The sequence below is a fragment of the Nonomuraea typhae genome (genome assembly GCF_009760925.1).
Classification (GTDB): Bacteria; Actinomycetota; Actinomycetes; order Streptosporangiales; family Streptosporangiaceae; genus Nonomuraea; species Nonomuraea typhae.
This window is the reverse complement of record NZ_VRLV01000019.1, coordinates 1-16,975: the sequence shown is the minus strand read 5'-3', so window position 1 is coordinate 16,975 and position 16,975 is coordinate 1. Positions and strand designations below refer to the sequence as shown.

The 16,975-nt window shown below is 68.5% G+C and carries 13 protein-coding genes and 1 tRNA gene; 12 read left to right on the top strand and 2 right to left on the bottom strand.

Annotated elements, in window-relative coordinates:
• Nucleotides 1-77: 77 nt before the first annotated feature.
• Both FVE25_RS45930 and FVE25_RS45925 read left to right on the top strand, forming a co-directional pair.
• Nucleotides 78-524, top strand: a complete 447-nt coding sequence (locus FVE25_RS45930) for a MarR family winged helix-turn-helix transcriptional regulator (RefSeq protein ID WP_157253842.1) — start codon at nucleotides 78-80, stop codon at nucleotides 522-524.
• A gap of 74 nt (nucleotides 525-598) precedes the next feature.
• Entirely contained in the window at nucleotides 599-1,237 is a 639-nt protein-coding gene (locus FVE25_RS45925) for a hypothetical protein (protein ID WP_157253841.1), read from the top strand.
• Here FVE25_RS45925 and FVE25_RS45920 read toward each other — a convergent pair.
• Nucleotides 1,219-1,304 (bottom strand) — tRNA-Leu (locus tag FVE25_RS45920). The genes FVE25_RS45925 and FVE25_RS45920 overlap by 19 nt on opposite strands.
• A gap of 343 nt (nucleotides 1,305-1,647) precedes the next feature.
• Here FVE25_RS45920 and FVE25_RS45915 point away from each other — a divergent pair.
• Nucleotides 1,648-2,178 (top strand): hypothetical protein, encoded by a 531-nt coding sequence (locus FVE25_RS45915; RefSeq protein WP_246268513.1) that lies wholly within the window; start codon nucleotides 1,648-1,650, stop codon nucleotides 2,176-2,178.
• A gap of 263 nt (nucleotides 2,179-2,441) precedes the next feature.
• Nucleotides 2,442-4,391 (top strand): chaplin family protein, encoded by a 1,950-nt coding sequence (locus FVE25_RS45910; protein ID WP_181019928.1) that lies wholly within the window; start codon nucleotides 2,442-2,444, stop codon nucleotides 4,389-4,391.
• Between the two features lie 121 nt (nucleotides 4,392-4,512).
• Here FVE25_RS45910 and FVE25_RS45905 read toward each other — a convergent pair whose 3' ends face one another.
• Nucleotides 4,513-4,698 carry a DUF5703 family protein gene (locus FVE25_RS45905; RefSeq protein ID WP_157253838.1) on the bottom strand — a complete coding sequence of 62 codons (186 nt, stop codon included), beginning with the start codon at nucleotides 4,696-4,698 and terminating at the stop codon, nucleotides 4,513-4,515.
• 191 nt (nucleotides 4,699-4,889) lie between these two features.
• Between FVE25_RS45905 and topA the strand changes: the two genes are divergently transcribed.
• From topA to FVE25_RS45865, 8 genes are all read left to right on the top strand, one after another.
• Nucleotides 4,890-7,583, top strand: coding sequence for a type I DNA topoisomerase (gene topA, locus FVE25_RS45900; RefSeq protein WP_157253837.1), 2,694 nt, complete (start codon nucleotides 4,890-4,892; stop codon nucleotides 7,581-7,583).
• Between the two features lie 56 nt (nucleotides 7,584-7,639).
• Nucleotides 7,640-8,857 carry a metallophosphoesterase gene (locus FVE25_RS45895; protein WP_246268511.1) on the top strand — a complete coding sequence of 406 codons (1,218 nt, stop codon included), beginning with the start codon at nucleotides 7,640-7,642 and terminating at the stop codon, nucleotides 8,855-8,857.
• Nucleotides 8,858-8,927: 70 nt separating this feature from the next.
• Nucleotides 8,928-9,437: a helix-turn-helix transcriptional regulator gene (locus tag FVE25_RS45890; protein ID WP_157253836.1), complete on the top strand. Its 510-nt coding sequence runs from the start codon at nucleotides 8,928-8,930 to the stop codon at nucleotides 9,435-9,437.
• 135 nt (nucleotides 9,438-9,572) lie between these two features.
• Complete coding sequence (gene tmk, locus FVE25_RS45885; protein ID WP_157253835.1) at nucleotides 9,573-11,609, top strand: dTMP kinase; 2,037 nt, start codon at nucleotides 9,573-9,575, stop codon at nucleotides 11,607-11,609.
• 10 nt (nucleotides 11,610-11,619) lie between these two features.
• Nucleotides 11,620-12,792: a DNA polymerase III subunit delta' gene (locus FVE25_RS45880; RefSeq protein WP_157253834.1), complete on the top strand. Its 1,173-nt coding sequence runs from the start codon at nucleotides 11,620-11,622 to the stop codon at nucleotides 12,790-12,792.
• 427 nt (nucleotides 12,793-13,219) lie between these two features.
• Nucleotides 13,220-13,747: a SigE family RNA polymerase sigma factor gene (locus tag FVE25_RS45875; protein WP_246268509.1), complete on the top strand. Its 528-nt coding sequence runs from the start codon at nucleotides 13,220-13,222 to the stop codon at nucleotides 13,745-13,747.
• Entirely contained in the window at nucleotides 13,744-14,769 is a 1,026-nt protein-coding gene (locus FVE25_RS45870) for a permease-like cell division protein FtsX (protein WP_157253833.1), read from the top strand. Before FVE25_RS45875 ends, FVE25_RS45870 begins: the two co-directional genes overlap by 4 nt.
• 640 nt (nucleotides 14,770-15,409) lie before the next feature.
• Complete coding sequence (locus FVE25_RS45865) at nucleotides 15,410-16,243, top strand: PSP1 domain-containing protein (protein WP_425489530.1); 834 nt, start codon at nucleotides 15,410-15,412, stop codon at nucleotides 16,241-16,243.
• Nucleotides 16,244-16,975: the final 732 nt, after the last annotated feature.

Sequence of the window (16,975 nt, the reverse complement as noted above, 5' to 3'; positions counted from 1 at the left end):
TTGTCACATGTAATATATTAGCTCAGCTAGCTATATTCGGTGATATGGCCCCGCGGTTTCCGGGGAAGATAAATGCAATGTTCGATCTACCGGCGGATGTGAAGGAATCGGCCTGGCTGATCGAGGAGGCATCCCTCCTCTGGACGGAGGTCACCCTCGACGCCGTCGCCGAGATGGACGACCTCTCTCTGACCGCCCTGCGTCACCTGCTCGCGGCCGACCGCCACGGCCCCCTGAAGCTCAGCGCACTGGCCTGCCAACTCGGCCTGTCCGCGTCCGCCACCGGCCGCATGGTGGACCGCCTGGTCACCCTTGACCTCCTGAAACGATCACCCGCCACGCACAGCAGACGCGAGGTCCGCATCGAGGTGACCTGCCGCGGGCACGAGATCCTGGAACAACTGCGCTCGGTCCGCCGCCAGCGCATCGGCGAAGCCCTGAACAAGCTCCCGGCAGCCGACCGCCACACCCTCACCCGCCTCCTACAACAGCTCACGGCCGCCGCCGAGCCGCCCTGCGAGTGAGGACAGCCGTCTCGTATACACGCCCTTACGCCATCCGCGGCTCCACACCCTTCCGGAGTACGGCCGCCTACCTGATGGCGCATACGACCAAGCAGCGGTGGAATCCCGAGGAAGAGTGGATCTGGGCCAACCAGCCCGCGCACCCGCCCATCATCAGCCGCGAGGACTATGAGGCGGCGCAACAGAGCAACGTCCTGCTGCAGGAGATCGACCTCGCCCCGAAGCTCGACGAGTATCTCGGCCGCCTGCTCACCCCGTGGAGCATCAACTGGACGCTGCACATCCTTGGCCACGCGGACGAGGTACCGGCACCAGCTCTCCTGGAGGCGGAGTCACTGAAGCGGGAGATTGCTGACTGCGACCGGAAGCTCAAGGGCTACCGTGCGGCCCTGGACGCCGGCGCCGCCCCCGTGACCGTGGCGGAATGGATGAAGGACGAGCAAGCCAGGAAAGCTACGCTGGAACGTCGCCTCAACCATCTCCCCGTCGGGCGCCCTCGCAGATTCGACCGGGAAGCCATGGCAGCGACTCTGCGCCAGATGGGCGACATGGTCGCAGTCCTGACCAAGGCCGACCCTGCGCGCAAGACCAAGGTCTACGCCGAACTGGGCCTGGTCCTCACCTTCGACCCCGGAAAGCATGAAGTCCTGGTCGCTGCTACGAGCGACCAGGACTCTCATTGGGTACGAGCGAGTGTCCGAGGGGGGACTTGAACCCCCATGCCCATCACTGGGCACTAGCACCTCAAGCTAGCGCGTCTGCCTATTCCGCCACCCGGACTTGGTGCCTGCACGCGGGACCGTCATCCCGCGTCGGCGAGAGAAAGGTTAGCAAACTCTCAGGGGTGCGTCATACCTGGTTTCGCGCGTGCCACCCGGAGCCGGTACCGGTTGGCCGGTGAAGCAGGCCAACCCGAGGGGAAAGGCGCCTGTCCTTGACCACTTCCTGGGTCTCTCCTGAAAAGTGCTTGCGACGACGTTGGGTGGTGCTACGGTTACGGACCGTTGAGGGGTGAGTCCATGAACCGGCCTCACTGGGTTGGGGTCGGTTCTGGAGCTTGGGAGGTCACGTGGCACGCAGGCCGGTGAGGCGGCAGAGGGCGATGGCCCCTGCTGTCCGGCGCGTGCCCGTGGCCGTTCCCGGAGACGGCGCGATCGCTGATCGGCGTGACCGGATGGCGCGGTTCGCGGCCGGTGCCGGTCAGGTTGTCGCGCGAGCGGCTGCGGTAGGCGTCCTGTTGGCCGCCGGTTGGCTGCTTGCGATGGTCTTCGGGATGTTCTCCGCCGATCCTGCGGCGGCCAGCGCTACTCACACCTCTGTCGCGGCCGGGTCCGTCATGGGCGATTTCCCCACGGCTGGCGACGCCGCCTCGGTGATGGACAACGCCGAGGCCATGGCAGGGCTCAGGGTCGATGGGCTGACCAGCCAATCGACGCCGGGCATGCCGGATCCGTCCACCATGTCGAAGAACATGGGCGCCAATGGGCTGGCGCCCAACGGCGGTGGAAACGGCCCATTCGGGCCCAGCGTGGGGGATGTCGTCGCGAGGTCTGTCTTCGACCCGCGGCTCGTGGCTCAGCGCGCCCCGCTGGCGTGCTTGCTGCCCCCCGTCGTCCGCACGGCGGCGGACGACCCTTCCTTCTCACCCGACTGATCTCACTCGACTGGTCTCACCCGGCTGGTCTCAGTCGACTGATCTCACCCGACTGATCTAACGCGTCATCGGCCGGCCCCTTCCTCGGGCCTGGCGGCGGAGCATGGGCGACATCCAGAAGGCCCCTCCGCGTGCGAGTCAGTCGTTGGTTCGCGCACCCCGTGATCTTCGCCGAGCGGCGCCCCATCCAGCGGGCGCGCATGGTCCCGGGCTGCCCGCGAACTGTCAGGTATTCCCCCCAAGAACCAGTAGGAGCATTCATCATGCGTACGTGGGCGAAGGCATCGGCCCCGGCGGCTCTGCTCGCCGCAGCGGTCATGTCTTTCGGCAGCGGCACCGCTGTCGCCGACACTTCCGGTAACTCTTCTGTGGGCGGCGGGAACCAGGTCTCCCTGCCCGTTTCCCTGCCCATCGACATCAGCGGCAACGCGGTCGGCGCGGCCGGCGAGTCCAAGGCGGCCTCGCAGGGCGGCGCCACGGTGGAGAACACCTCCAAGGGTGGCATCCCCGGCAAGACTTCGGGCAACAGCAGCGTCCTGGGCGGCAACCAGGTCGATGCCCCGATCAGCGCGCCGATCAACGCGTGTGGCAACGCCGTATCGCTGTTCGGCAGCTCCGACGCCGGCTGCAAGGGCGGCGCGAGCGTCAAGACGTCGGGCAAGGGCGGCGCGGGAGGCAACAAGACCTCCGGCGACAGCAGCGTCCTGGGCGGCAACCAGGTCACGGCGCCGATCAGCGCGCCGGTCAACGCCTGCGGCAACGCGCTGGCGATCTTCGGTGACGCGACCGCGGGCTGCAAGGGCGGCTCGTCGGTCAAGAACACCGGCGTGGGCGCAGGCGGCAACACGACGTCCGGCAGGAACTCCGTCCTCGGCGGGAACCAGGTGATCGCGCCGATCAGCGGCCCGGTCAACATCTGCGGCAACGCGGTCGCGGTCTTCGGGCAGGCGTTCGCGGGCTGCAAGGGCGGCGCGTCGGTCACCAACGGCGGCGGCAAGCCCGGCCACAAGTACCACGCCGGGCACGGCCCGGGTTCCAGCGGTAACGACACCGACGGCCGGTTCGGCGCCGGCAGCGGCAACCAGGTCGTGGCACCGGTCAGCCTGCCCATCACGGCGTGCGGCAACGCGGTGGGCAACGCTCCGGCCGGATGCAAGGGCGGCAGCACCGTCGAGAACACCGCGGCCGGTTCCGGCGCGGGCGGCAACACCACCTCCGGGCGCTCCGGCGTGCTCTCCGGCAACCAGGTCGTGGCTCCGATCACGGCTCCCATCAACGTCTGCGGCAACGCGGCGGCGGTGTTCGGCCAGGCGTTCGCGGGCTGCAAGGGCGGCGTCTCGGTGAAGAACGGCGGCAAGGGCGCCGGCGGCAACACCACCTCCGGCAGGTCCGGCGTCGGCTCGGGCAACCAGGTCGTGGCCCCGATCACCGCACCGATCAACGCCTGCGGCAACGCGGTGGCGGCGCTGGGCCTGGCCGAGGCCCACTGCAAGGGCGGCGCCAGCGTCAGCCCGCACCACGGCATCGGCGGCGGGGGCAACACGACCTCCGGCCAGTCGGGCGTGCTCGCCGGCAACCAGGTGATCGCGCCGATCACCGCTCCGGTCAACGTCTGCGGCAACGCGGTGGCCGTCCTGGGTGACGCCGCCGCCGGGTGCCTCGGTGGCGCGCGTGTCGGCAAGCCGGTCGAGGAGGGCGGCGACGGGTACGACCACTTCGCGCGGCCCCGCCACGGCGGTGCGTACAAGGCCAGCGGGCTGCTGCCCGCCCTGCCGCTACCGGCGCTGTCCAGCCTGAAGGACGCGGGCAACCTGACCAAGCAGATGCGCGGGCCTGCGCAGGCTCCGGTGCCCGTCGTGGGCGACCTCACCCAGTTGCTGGGCCTGCCCGAGATGCCGGGCCTGCCCGGCCTGCCCGCCGTACCCACTCAGCCCGCTCAGCCGGCCGCGGCCGGCCAGGTCAAGAAGCACACCTCCGCCGGCGGCCCCCTGTCGGCCCTCGACCCGGTGACCGGCCTGGCCGCCTCCACTCCCGTGGGCGGTGCCGTCGGTTCCACGCCCGTCGGCGACCTGGGCCTGATGAGCGCCGCTCAGCCGGCAGGCGTCACCGGGATGAACTCCACCTCGCTGTTCGCGCTGGTGATCGGTGCGATGTTCGCCGCGTCGACGACGCTGTTCGCGACCACCCGCCGGCTCCGGCTCGGCAGGAAGTAGTCCAGGTACGGCTCTCGCTCACAGCCAGTGAGTAGGTAGCGTCAGACGCTTTGCCCGTTCTGGGGGGCGCGGCCCCGGGACGGGCAAAGCCATGTCCGGAACCGGTCATAGTTGTGCCAAATCAAAGCGTGCTGCGAACTCGTATGATCTTGCGGCGCAGCCGTACCCGACGGCTTCCATCGGGGTACAAGCGCACGAGGGACAGCTCCCACTGGCCGTACTCAGCGTGCTCGGTCAGCAGTTGACGTGCTGCTTCGCGGGTGGTGTCGCGTGGAATGAAGATTTCCATGTAGGAGTAGTCGGGCACAACGATTAGTCTCCAGGGTGAGTCAGGGCGCGAGGCCGCTCGATGGGGCTTATTCTGCGTCCTTGTGGGTGGACCCGAAAGGTAGTGGGTAACCCGGGGGAAGGAAAAAACCCGCGATTCGGGTTACCTTGCAGATCTGTGCCGGACTCCGGCAGGGGGAAGCGCGAACGAACAGCGAGGTAGGAAGCAGCGTGCCAGCCAACAACGGCAGCGCCGGCGGAACACGCCTGGTGATCGTCGAGTCGCCCGCCAAGGCGAAGACGATTGAGAAGTACCTGGGGCGTGGGTACGTCGTCGAGTCCAGCATCGGTCATATCCGGGATCTGCCGGAGCGGGCCGACGACATCCCCGAGAAGTTCAAGGGGGAGGCGTGGGCGCGGCTCGGCGTGAACGTGGAGCATGACTTCGAGCCGCTGTACGTCGTCAACGCCGACAAGAGGGCTCAGGTCTCCAAGCTCCGGCAGCTCCTGAAGGACGCCGACGAGCTGTACCTCGCCACTGACGAGGACCGCGAGGGCGAGGCCATCGCGTGGCACCTGCAGGAAGTGCTGAAGCCCAAGGTGCCGGTGCACCGCATGGTTTTCCACGAGATCACCAAGCAGGCGATCCAGGAGGCGGTGGCCAACCCGCGCAGCCTCAACCTGCGCCTGGTCGACGCCCAGGAGACGCGCCGCATCCTCGACCGGCTGTACGGCTACGAGGTCAGCCCGGTCCTGTGGAAGAAGGTCAAGCCGAGGCTGTCGGCGGGCCGGGTGCAGTCGGTGGCGACGCGGCTGGTGGTCGAGCGCGAGCGCGACCGCATGGCGTTCACGGTCGCCAACTACTGGGACCTGTCGGCGCTGTTCGACACCGGCAAGACCGAGGAGCGCCCGCGTGACTTCACCGCGACGCTGAACACGGTCGACGGCAGGCGGGTCGCGCAGGGCCGTGACTTCAACTCCAACGGTCAGCTGAAGACGGCCGACGTGCTGCACCTGTCCGAGGCCGCCGCCGGGGAACTCGCCGGGCGGCTGCGGGCGTCGTCGTTCCGGGTCAAGTCGGTCGAGCGCAAGCCGTATACGCGCAAGCCGTACGCACCCTTCCGGACGACCACGTTGCAGCAGGAGGCCAGCCGCAAGCTGGGGTTCTCCTCGAAGCACACGATGCAGGTCGCGCAGCGCCTGTACGAAGAGGGCTACATCACCTATATGCGTACCGACAGCATCACGCTGTCGGAGACCGCCATCGCCGCCGCGCGTTCTCAGGCCATCAAGCTGTACGGCGCCGCCTACGTGCCCGACAAGCCACGCGTTTACGCCAGCAAGGTGAAGAACGCCCAGGAGGCGCACGAGGCGATCCGGCCTTCCGGGGAGGAGTTCCGCACTCCCGGCGAGACCGGGCTGACCGGGGACAAGTTCCGGCTGTACGAGCTGATCTGGCAGCGGACCATCTCCTCGCAGATGAAGGACGCGGTCGGCGAGTCGGTCAGCGTCAGGGTGGCGGGCACGTCGTCGGCGGGTGAGGAGGTCGAGTTCAGCGCCTCCGGCCGGACGATCACGTTCCACGGCTTCCTCAAGGCGTACGTGGAGGGGGCCGACGACCCGGCGACCGACCGCGACGACTCCGAGAAGCGCCTGCCCAACCTGGCGGAGGGCGACACGCTGGACCTGAGCAGGCTGGACGTGGCCGCGCACGCGACCAAGCCGCCGGCCCGCTACACCGAGGCGACGCTGATCAAGGAGCTGGAGGATCGGGAGATCGGGCGTCCTTCGACGTACTCCTCGATCATCGGCACGATCCTCGACCGGGGTTACGTGTTCAAGAAGGGGACGGCGCTGGTGCCGTCGTTCCTGGCGTTCGCCGTGGTCAACCTGCTGGAGCAGCATTTCGGCAACCTGGTCGACTACGACTTCACGGCCGAGATGGAGAAGGTCCTCGACGACATCGCCAACGACCGGGCCGAGCGGGTGCCGGAGTTGCAGCGCTTCTACTACGGCGCCGAGGGCGACGAGGGCCTCAAGGAGATGGTCACCGACCTCGGCGAGATCGACGCCAAGGAGATCAGCTCGTTCGCGATCCGGGACAGCGACATCGTCCTGCGGGTCGGGCGTTACGGCCCGTACCTGGACAGGGACGGCGCCCGGGTCAACGTGCCCGAGGACATGACGCCGGACGAGCTGACCGCGGACAAGGCCGAGGAGCTGTTCTCGCGGCCGACCGGCGACCGCGAGCTGGGGCGGGACCCGGCGACGGGCAACATGATCGTGGCCAAGGACGGGCGGTTCGGCCCGTATGTCACGGAGGTACTGCCCGCGCCGCCCGAGGACGAGGCGCCGAAGCGGCGGACGAAGAAGGCCGATGCCGCGAAGCCTCGCACGAGTTCGCTGTTCAAGACGATGGCGCTGGACACGATCACGTTCGAGGACGCGCTGAAGCTCCTGGAGATCCCGCGGGTCGTGGGTGAGCTGGAGGGCGAGCAGGTCGTCGCGCACAACGGCAAGTTCGGCCCCTACCTGAAGAAGGGGACCGACTCGCGCTCGCTGACCTCCGAGGAGGACTTGCTCACGGTCACGATCGAGCAGGCCAAGGAGCTGTTCGCGCAGCCCAAGCAGCGTGGCAGGGGCCGGGCCGCGGCGGCGGCGCCGTTGCGTGAGCTGGGCGAGGACCCGCACTCCAAGAAGCCCATCGTGGTCAAGGAGGGCAGGTTCGGCCCGTACGTCACGGACGGGGAGACCAACGCATCTCTCCGCAAGGGCGACACCGTTGAGGAGATCACCACGGAACGCGCGGCCGAGCTGCTGGCCGAGCGCCGTGAGCGGGCGCCCGCGCCGAAGAAGAAGACCACCACGACCAGGAAGGCTCCGGCCAAGAAGGCGCCGGCGAAGAAGCCGGCCGCCAAGTCCTGAGAACGCTCTCAGGCGGCGCCGTGCAGGTTGTCGGCGCCGCCTCATAGCATGTCCGCGTGGGATTCGCCGTCATGACGATCGTGGCCACGCTGGTCGTGCACTACTACCTGTGGCGCAGGCTGGTGCGCTCGACCACCTCGCCTGGCCGGGGGCGCCGGGCGCTGACCTGGGCTCTTGTCGCGCTGCTGGTGCTCGTGGTGGTGACGTTCCTGGGCACGCGGCTGACCACCGGGCTGTGGTGGCTGGCCTGGCCGGGGTATGTCTGGTTCGCGCTGATGTTCTACCTGGTGGTCTTCCTGGCGGTGCTGGAGATCCCGCGCGCTCTGGTGACCCGGTTGTGGCGGCGGCCGGCCGTACCCGCTGTGAAGGAGCCCGTGCTGGTCGCGAGCGGGGCGCCGCCCGCGGCCGAGCCCGCCGGGAGCGCCGAGGCGGCCGCCGCCGACGTGAGCAGACGGTTGTTCATCGGGCGCGGCACCGCGCTGGTCGCGGGCGTCGCGGCGCTCGGCACGGTGGGGTACGGCATGCGGACGGCACTGGGGCCGCCGGTGATCGAACCGGTCAACGTCACCCTGCCGAAGCTGGATCCCCGGCTGAGCGGGCTGCGGTTCGCGGTGGTCAGCGACATTCACCTGGGGCCTTTGACCGGGATCGGGCATACCGAGCGGATCGTGCGGATGATCAACGAGCTCGAGGCTGACGTGGTGGCGATCGTGGGCGATCTGGTGGACGGGCCGGTGGCCGAGCTGGGGACGCTGGCCAAGCCGTTCCGGAGCCTGGAGTCCCGGTATGGGGCTTATTTCGTGACGGGGAATCACGAGTACTACACGGCCAACGGGCCCGAGGAGTGGGTCAAGGAGCTCGACCAGCTCGGGGTGCGGTCGTTGCGCAATGAGCGGGTGGAGATCCGGCATCAGGGCGCGGTGCTCGATCTGGCCGGGGTCAACGACATCTATGGGGCGAACGTGAACGACGGCCCCGATTTCGACAAGGCGCTCGGCGGGCGTGACGCCTCGCGGTCCACGGTGTTGCTGGCCCACCAGCCGGTGCAGGTGGAGCGAGCCAAGGATTACGGCGTGGACCTGCAGTTGTCCGGGCACACGCACGGCGGGCAGATCGTGCCGTTCAACCTCGTGGTGCCGCTGCAGCAGCCGGTGGTGTCGGGGCTGGCGACGGTGGGCGGCGTGCAGGTGTACGTGACGCGTGGCGCCGGATTCTGGGGGCCGCCGGTGCGGGTGGGGGCGCCGCCGGAGATCACTTTGCTGGAGCTGCGCTGACTTTCCGTGTTCGGCTGACACACGCACCGTTCTCACCTTAGTATCTCATCAGATACCGAGGAGGTGAGCTGTGGAAACGCCTGATGTCAGGTTCTGGGCGGAACGCGGCGGGCTGTTGATCAAACGGGCCAGGCAGGCCGCGAGTCTGAACCAGACCGCGCTGGCCGATCTGAGCGGCACGTCGCGCACAACACTGTCCGCATACGAGCATGGCAGAAAGTCACCGACGCTGGAGACCGCTGGGCGAATTCTCGATGCCGCCGGTTTCCATCTGGCGCTGGAGCCGAAGATCGGGTTCACCGAGCACGAGGGGCCCTTTCATGTGCCCGACCGGCTGCCGCGGCTGCCGACGGCCCAGGCTCTGGCCCGGGTGGACTATCCGGCGGGCAATCTGCGCGACCTGGCCGACCGCGACGACCGGCGCGAGGTCTACATGGCCGTGCTGACCGGCGGCAGCGCCGAGGACGTGCTGCGCTATGTCGACGGAGTGCTGCTGATCGACCTCTGGAGCGAGCTGGAGCTGTCCGAAACCGTACGGCGGGCCTGGGCGCCACTGGTGCACGCCTCATTAAGGGCATAGCGATGGGGGCCCATTACGGCTGTGTGGCCTGCGCGGGGACCCCAGGACGTAATACCCTCAGGCGCGAGCAGCCGGGTATATCCGGCTCGTCTCGTGACTTCCTACGCCCGGCGAGCACCTGGATACGCTGACACTATGACCGCCCCTGGCCGACGCAGACCAGCACATGTGCTGGCTAACGCCCCTTTCCGCAAGCTGTGGACGGCCATGTCGGTGTGCAGCCTCGGTGACTGGCTGAACATCCTGGCCCTGACCGCGGTCGCGGGAAACCTCACCAAGGGCGACCCGCGCATCCAGTCGCTGGCCATCGGCGGCGTCTTCGTCGCCAAGATGTTGCCGGCGATCCTGCTCGGGCCGCTGGCGGGCGCCTTCGCCGACCGGTTCGACCGGCGGCTGACCATGGTCTTCGCCGACCTCGCCAGGTTCGCGGTGGTGCTGTCGATCGTGTTCGTCGGCAGCTACCAGTGGGTCATCATCGCCACGATCCTCGTGGAGTGCATCAACCTGTTCTGGGTGCCGGCCAAGGACGCGACGGTGCCCAACCTGGTGCCCAAGGAGCAGCTGGAGTCGGCCAACCAGCTCAACCTGCTGGTCACCTACGGCACCGCGCCGGTCGCGGCCCTGTTGTTCGCGGTCCTGTCGGTCATCGGAGACCTGCTGCGCAACCTGCTGCCGTTCGCCATGCAGCCGACGGGGTTGGCGCTGGTCATCAACTCCGCGGCCTACCTGGTGTCCGCGGGGCTGATCTTCACGCTGCGCGACATCCCCCGGCGCAACGGGGCGATCTCCACGCCGTCGGTGCTCAAGCAGATCGTCGAGGGCTGGCGTTTCATCGGCGGCAACCGGCTGGTGCGCGGCCTGGTCATCGGCATGCTCGGCGCCTTCGCCGGCGGCGGCGCGGTGGTCGGCGTGGCCAAGGTGTACGTCAGCGACCTCAAGGGCGGCGACGCCGCCTACGGCGTGGTGTTCGGCGCGGTCTTCGTCGGCATGGCGCTGGGCATGTTCTTCGGGCCGAGGCTGCTGGCCGGACTGTCGCGACGGCGCCTGTTCGGGTTGTCGATCGTGGTCGCCGGCGTGGTGCTCGGGGCCATCGCGCTCATCCACAACCTGGTGCTCGTGGTCATGCTGACCGTGCTGCTCGGCGCCTGCGCGGGCATCGCGTGGATCATCGGCTACACGCTGATCGGGCTCGAGGTCGAAGACGCGCTGCGCGGCCGTACCTTCTCCTTCCTGCAGTCGGCCGCGCGCGTGACGCTGCTGCTGGTGGTCGCCGTGGCCAACCCGCTGGCGGCGCTGTTCGGGGTGCATCCGATCGCCTTCGCCGGGTTCGACTACACCTTCACCGGCTCCAACCTGGTGCTGCTGATCGGCGGCGGGCTCGCGATGGTCGTCGGCATCCTGGCCCTGCGCCACATGGACGACAGGAAGGGCGTCTCGCTCACCGAGGACGTGGTCGCGGCGCTGCGCGGCGACCGTTACGCGCCGGGTGAGGAGGAGGATCTGCCCGGCCTGTTCATCGCCTTCGAGGGCGGGGAGGGCTCCGGCAAGACCACGCAGTCCCGGCTCATCGCGATCTGGCTGCGCGATCAGGGGTACGACGTGGTGCAGACCCGCGAGCCCGGCTCCACCAAGGTCGGCATGCGGCTGCGCGCGATCCTGCTGGACGCGGCCGAACGCGGGCTGTCGGCACGGGCCGAGGCGCTGCTGTACGCCGCCGACCGGGCCGAGCACGTGGAAAAGGTGATCCGGCCGGCGCTGCAGCGGGGGGCCGTGGTGGTGACCGACCGCTACGTCGACTCCTCGCTGGCCTACCAGGGCGCTGGGCGGGCACTCGAACCGGCCGACGTCTCCAAGGTCAACGCCTGGGCGACCGGTGGGCTGGTGCCCCATCTGACCGTGCTCATCGACACGCCGCCGGAGGTCGGGCTGACCCGGCTGGGCGGGGCGGCCGACCGGATCGAGTCGGAGCCACTGGAGTTCCACGAGCGGGTGCGCAAGGAGTTCCGCAAGCTGGCCGCCGCCGCACCCGAGCGCTACCTGGTCGTCGACGGCACGCTGGCGCCCGAGGAGATCACCAGGGAGATCCAGGACCGGACCCGCGAAATCCTGCCCGACCCGGTGCCGCAGGAGTCCGAAGACATCACGGGCACGATGCCCGCCATCCGCGACTAACCTTGCACTCGTGGGCGTCTTCGATGACCTTGTCGGCCAGGACCAGGCGGTAGCCGTACTCTCGCGTGCCGCCGCGGCCGCGCGCGAGGTCGTCGAGGGCGGGCGGGGCGCGGGCATGACGCACGCGTGGCTGTTCACCGGCCCGCCGGGCACCGGGCGTGAGGACGCCGCCCGGGCCTTCGCGGCCGCGCTGCTGTGCCCCGACGGCGGATGCGGTCACTGCGACCAGTGTCACCAGGTGATGATCGGCTCACATCCCGACCTCGAATCGGTCCGCCCGCAAGGGCTCTCCTACGGCGTGAAGCAGACCCGCGAGCTCATCCTGCGCGCGGCGGGGGCGCCGACTCAGGGCCGGTGGCGGGTGATCCTTTTCGAGGACGCCGACCGGGCCACCGAATCGGCACAGAACGCGGTGCTGAAGGCGATCGAGGAGCCGCCGCCGCGTACCGTCTGGCTGCTGTGCGCGCCGGCGCCGGACGACATGATGATCACCATCCGGTCGCGGTGCCGGGTGATCACCTTGACGACGCCGCGGACCCAGGCCGTCGCGCACGTGCTGGCCACGCGCGACAGCGTGCCGGAACCGATGGCACAGTTCGCGGCACGGGCCGCGCAGGGGCACATCAGCCGGGCACGGTCGCTGGCGCTGGACGAAGGGGCGCGGTCCCGGCGTGAGGCCGTGCTGTCCATCCCCAAGGCGCTGACCGGGGTGGGGGAGTGCATCACCGCGGCAGAGCGGCTGGTCAAGACGGCCGAGGAGGAGGCGGCCGCGGCGACCGCGACGCTCAACGAGAGCGAGACGGCCGAGCTGCGCAAGATCTACGGCGAGGGGTCCACGGGTAAGGGGCTCAACCGGGGACTCGTGCGTGGGGGCGCGGGGGCGCTGAAGGAGCTGGAGGACCGGCAGAAGTCCCGGGCCACGCGTATCAAGCGGGACTCGCTGGATGCGGCATTGCTGGAGCTTGTGTCGTATTACCGGGACGTGCTGGCCATGCAGTTCGGGGCCGGGGTGGAGCTGGCCAACGACGATCTGCGGTTCGATCTGGATCAGCAGGCTCGGGGGGGCACGCCGGAGGAGACGTTGCGGCGGATCGACGCGATCATGTTGTGCCGGGAGCGGCTGGAGGCCAACGTCAATCCGCAGATCGCGGTGGAGGCAATGATGCTCTCCCTCCGGGGATGAGTTTCTGGGGTGGTCTAATGCCTTGTTACGGCGCAGCCGCGCCCACCCCACCCGCCGACGTGCGCGGGCGTAGGTCGTGGGGGTCGCTTCTCACGTCGGACGTGGTGCCCGCCGTCACGGCCTTTCGTGCGCCGGTTGGGGCGGCACCTAGCCGGCTGGGTGGTACTTGATCGGCTGGGGAGTACTTAGCCGGTTGGGTGAGCTTTGTCGGTTGGGTGGGCTTTGTCGGCTAGTGGGGCGCACGTTTGGTGGGGTGGAGCGCGCCCGGTGACCTTTCCCCGGAGGTGTCCTCAGCCGGAGTGCGATGCGTGGGGTTGCGTTGGCCGGCCGTACAAGATCTTGGGTGGATCGCTGAGCGGGGCATCTGAGGCGGCGAGAAGATGGCTCGGTGGAAGCAGCAGATGGGCCTCACAGGCGTCTCTGTGATGTGGAAGTTGAACTGCTCTCCCAGGGAGAACCCCTGACCCGCGGGCAGGTCGATGTCGCGGCCATCTTCGCCGAGCATCACCTGGACCTGGTCCGCCTGGCGCTGCTCATGGTCGGCGATCAGGCCAGCGCGGAGGACGTGGTGCAGGAGGCGTTCACGCGTACCCATGCCAGCCGGGGCAAGCTGCGAGATCCGGACAAGGCGCTGGCCTATGTGCGCTCGGCGGTACTCAACGGGTGCCGGTCGGTGCTGCGCAGGCGGGCGACCGTGTTCCGGAAGCCGGTGCCCTATGATCCGCCGGTTTGGTCGGCGGAGAACGCGGCGTTGGTGGGCGAGGAGCGTCGTGAGGTGCTGGTCGCGCTGCGCCGTCTGCCGCGGCGGCAGCGGGAGGCGTTGACGCTGCGCTACTACTTCGAGCTCTCCGACCGGGAGATCGCCGAGACCATGGGGGTCAGCGGTGGCACCGTTCGATCCACGATCACCCGGGGGCTTGCCGCCCTCGCCAAGGAGCTGGGAGAGGGGTCATGAACAGCCCGATAGAAGAACGTCTGCGTGAAGCCCTGACCGAGGCGGGGGCTGTCATCGAACCGGAGACGCTCCGCCCGTTGCGTTCGGCCTCTACTTCGGCCTCGGGGGCGAGGCCGGCCGACGTGCGGTGGCGGGTGCCATGGCTCAGGTTGCGCTGGGTGGCGAGTGTGGCGGCCGTGCTGGCGGTGGCCGGTGGGGGTACGGCGGTGCTGCTCACTGGGCCGGGTGGCGACAGCGACATCGTCGCCGCCGCAGCCCAGCGGTCCGCCCGCGAGGGATGGGCGGACCTGTCCGTCTTTCTCTGCGGCGAGTCTTCGCCGATGGCCTCCTGCAAGGGCAAGGTCATCACCGCCGATCAGCGAGATCGGATTCGTCAGGCCCTCGACGAGGCCCCCGGCGTGAAATCGGTCGTGTTCGAAGACCAGCGGGCCGCCTACAAGAACTTCATGGCCGCCAACTTCTCGGACAGCATCAAGAAGGCCGTTCGGGAATCGGATATGCCTGAGTCGTTCCGGGTGACATTCGTGACCGGCACCTCGTACGAGGGTTTGGTGACCGAGATCAAGGCCATGCCCGGGGTCTCAGAGGTGATGGATACCGGCCTCCACTTCCGGAGGGTGAGCGTGGGGGTTCCGGCGGAGTGGCCGCAGGAACGGGTGATCTCGGTCTTCATGTGCCGCAACGGTTCGACCGAGCCGGTGTGTGGAGCGGTACCAGCTCAGGGGGACAAAGCCGCCAAACCTGGCAAACGGCCGGGGCTGGAGGTGTATACGAAGGTCGGGAAGATCCTTAAGTCGCTGCCTGGGGTGGAGTCCGTCATTTTCGAGAATGCGGCAGCTGCTCTGCGGGCACGTGAGGATGCCGGGATGGCCGAGGGGCTGGGTCTGGATGAGATCAACGAGTCATTTCGGGTTCTCGTGAGTCCTGATGTGGGCACGCGGTCGGTTGTCCAGCGGCTTGGATCGTTGCCGGGGGTTGAGTCGGTGGTCGACCACTGCCCGCTGGTGGCCAAGAGCTGTTGAGATCGGCTTCCTGGCCAGGGGTGGCGTCATGGCCTCTGGTCCTGGGGCTTCTAGGGCAAAGGCATGGGGTTGGGGTTGGTTCGGAGCGTCGGGCATGCATTGTCAGTTCTGGGGCCCTGCCCTACGGAGGCGCTCCTGCATGGCCTACGCCGAGATCCTCACTGACAACGCCCTGCTACCGCCGCTCAGCCGCCTCCGCCCCAGCGGTCGCCGTTGTCGGCACACGCCCACAAGTTCATCTGGCAGCACTGGCCGTGGCAAACAGTCAGTGGGGTCCCCTCGGGTGGGGTTGGTCCTCTCGGGTGAGAAGTGCAGTCCTCAGGTTAGGAGCGGTCCCTCAGGGTAAGGAGCGCTCCCTCAGGTGAGAAGCGCAGTCCTCGAGCGGGGAGCGGAGTCCTGGGGTGAGGAGCGCAGTCCTCGAGCGGGGAGCGGAGTCCTGGGGTGAGGAGCGCAGTCCTCAAGCGGGGAGCGCAGTCCTGGGGTGAGGAGCGCAGTCCTCAAGCGGGGAGCGGAGTCCTGGGGTGAGGAGCGGGAAACTAGTGCTAGTCCCTCTCACGTTCCGGCCGCATCCGCACGTAGTGTGGCAACGACAGGCACCCCCAAGCTGTCAGGAGGCGAGCTCTAGCCCATGGGAATGATCATGGCCGTGAGCTTCACCCGCTACGGGAGGCTCTACTATCTCGACCCGGGCGGGCACAGCCCCAAGGTGGGCGACAAGGTGCTCGTCCCGACCGATGCCGGGCCCGAGGTGGCGGAATGCGTCTGGGCGCCCCAATACTCCAGCGAGGACATCGGTGGCCTGCCGGTATGCGGGGGTATCGCCGGTGACGACCACCTGGCTCGCGACGAAAGTAACAAACGCCGCCGTGCCGAGGCTCGCAGTGTTTCCAAGCGCCTGATCAAACGCCACACCCTGCCCATGAAGGTCGTCGGCGTCGACTATCTGGACAAGGACAACGTCTACACCGTCTACTTCTCCGCTCCGCACCGGGTGGACTTCCGGGCTCTGGTTCGCGACCTGGCCCGCAACTTGCGTGCTCGCGTGGAACTCCGGCAGATCGGCCCGCGAGACGAAGCCCGCCTCCAGGGCGGCATCGGCCCGTGCGGCCGCGACCTGTGCTGCGCCACGTTCCTGAAGGACTTCGAACCCGTCTCCGTCCGCATGGCCAAGGACCAGGACCTGCCGGTCAACCCGCTGCGCATCGCCGGGGCGTGCGGGCGGTTGATGTGCTGCCTGAAGTACGAGCACCCCCTGTACGTGGAGACCCGATACCGCATGCCCAGGGCCGGCAGCCGGGTGAGCACCCCGCAGGGTGACGGCACGGTGGTGGGGCACAACGTGCCGTCCGACACAGTCATGGTTCGGTTGGATGACGGCGGCCGGCGATGTGCGTGCCCGTCGGCGTCCGTGTGCTCACCTCGTCAGCAGCACGAGAAGATGTACGGGCCGGAGGGCGGGAATCCTGAGGGCTGAGCGATACCTGGGTGGCCAAGCTCATGGGCCAAGCTCATGGGCCAAGCTCGTGGGCCAAGCTCGTGGGCCAAGCTCGTGGGCCAAGCTCGTGGGCCAAGCTTGTGGGTCGGGCTTGTGGGCCGCGGCATCGGTAGCGCGGTAGCGGCTCGCCGTACGAGCGCATCGAGTGCATCGAGCGCACGGCGGCTGGGCTCGGTAGGGCGTCAGGCTGGGTGCGGAGCCCATCCGCGTGTTTAGCGCACGCTGGGCGTTAGGGCGTTAGGGCGTTCGGCGACCGGCGGAGACTAGGTGTCTGGCGGGCACTGGGCGTTCAGCAGGGACTAGGTGTCTTGGCGGGTGCCGGGCGTCCGGTAGGGAATAGGCATGCGGCAGCAGATAGGAATGCGGAGAGGACTGGGCGTCCGAAGGGGACTGGGCGTCCGGCGAGGACTGGGCGTTCCTTAGGTTTCCGCGCTGAGTGCTTTCCTGATGTCCGCGCCCAAAGCAGCGGCCTCCTCTGGAGTGTGCTCGACGACCCCGTTCTCCGCCATCAGCGCGTGATACTGCTGCTGCTCATAAGGGACACCAGGTGGCAGGGCCGCAACATGCCAGTACAGATGCGCATTACTGAGGGGCCTAGCGTTTTCCGGACAGCCAGCTTGCGGGCGTAGCCTACGCGGCCATCTGGGATGAATCGTGTTCGTTGAGGACTTCCTGGGGCGGCCGGTAGCCCAATGCGGAGTGCAGTCGGCG

What these genes read in the sequence shown, in the direction of transcription:
- FVE25_RS45910 (WP_181019928.1), top strand. Translation starts at nt 2,442, where the DNA reads ATGCGTACGTGGGCGAAGGCATCGGCCCCGGCGGCTCTGCTCGCCGCA.
- FVE25_RS45865 (WP_425489530.1), top strand. Translation starts at nt 15,410, where the DNA reads ATGGCCGTGAGCTTCACCCGCTACGGGAGGCTCTACTATCTCGACCCG.
- tmk (WP_157253835.1), top strand. Translation starts at nt 9,573, where the DNA reads ATGACCGCCCCTGGCCGACGCAGACCAGCACATGTGCTGGCTAACGCC.
- FVE25_RS45870 (WP_157253833.1), top strand. Translation starts at nt 13,744, where the DNA reads ATGAACAGCCCGATAGAAGAACGTCTGCGTGAAGCCCTGACCGAGGCG.
- FVE25_RS45925 (WP_157253841.1), top strand. Translation starts at nt 599, where the DNA reads ATGGCGCATACGACCAAGCAGCGGTGGAATCCCGAGGAAGAGTGGATC.
- FVE25_RS45930 (WP_157253842.1), top strand. Translation starts at nt 78, where the DNA reads ATGTTCGATCTACCGGCGGATGTGAAGGAATCGGCCTGGCTGATCGAG.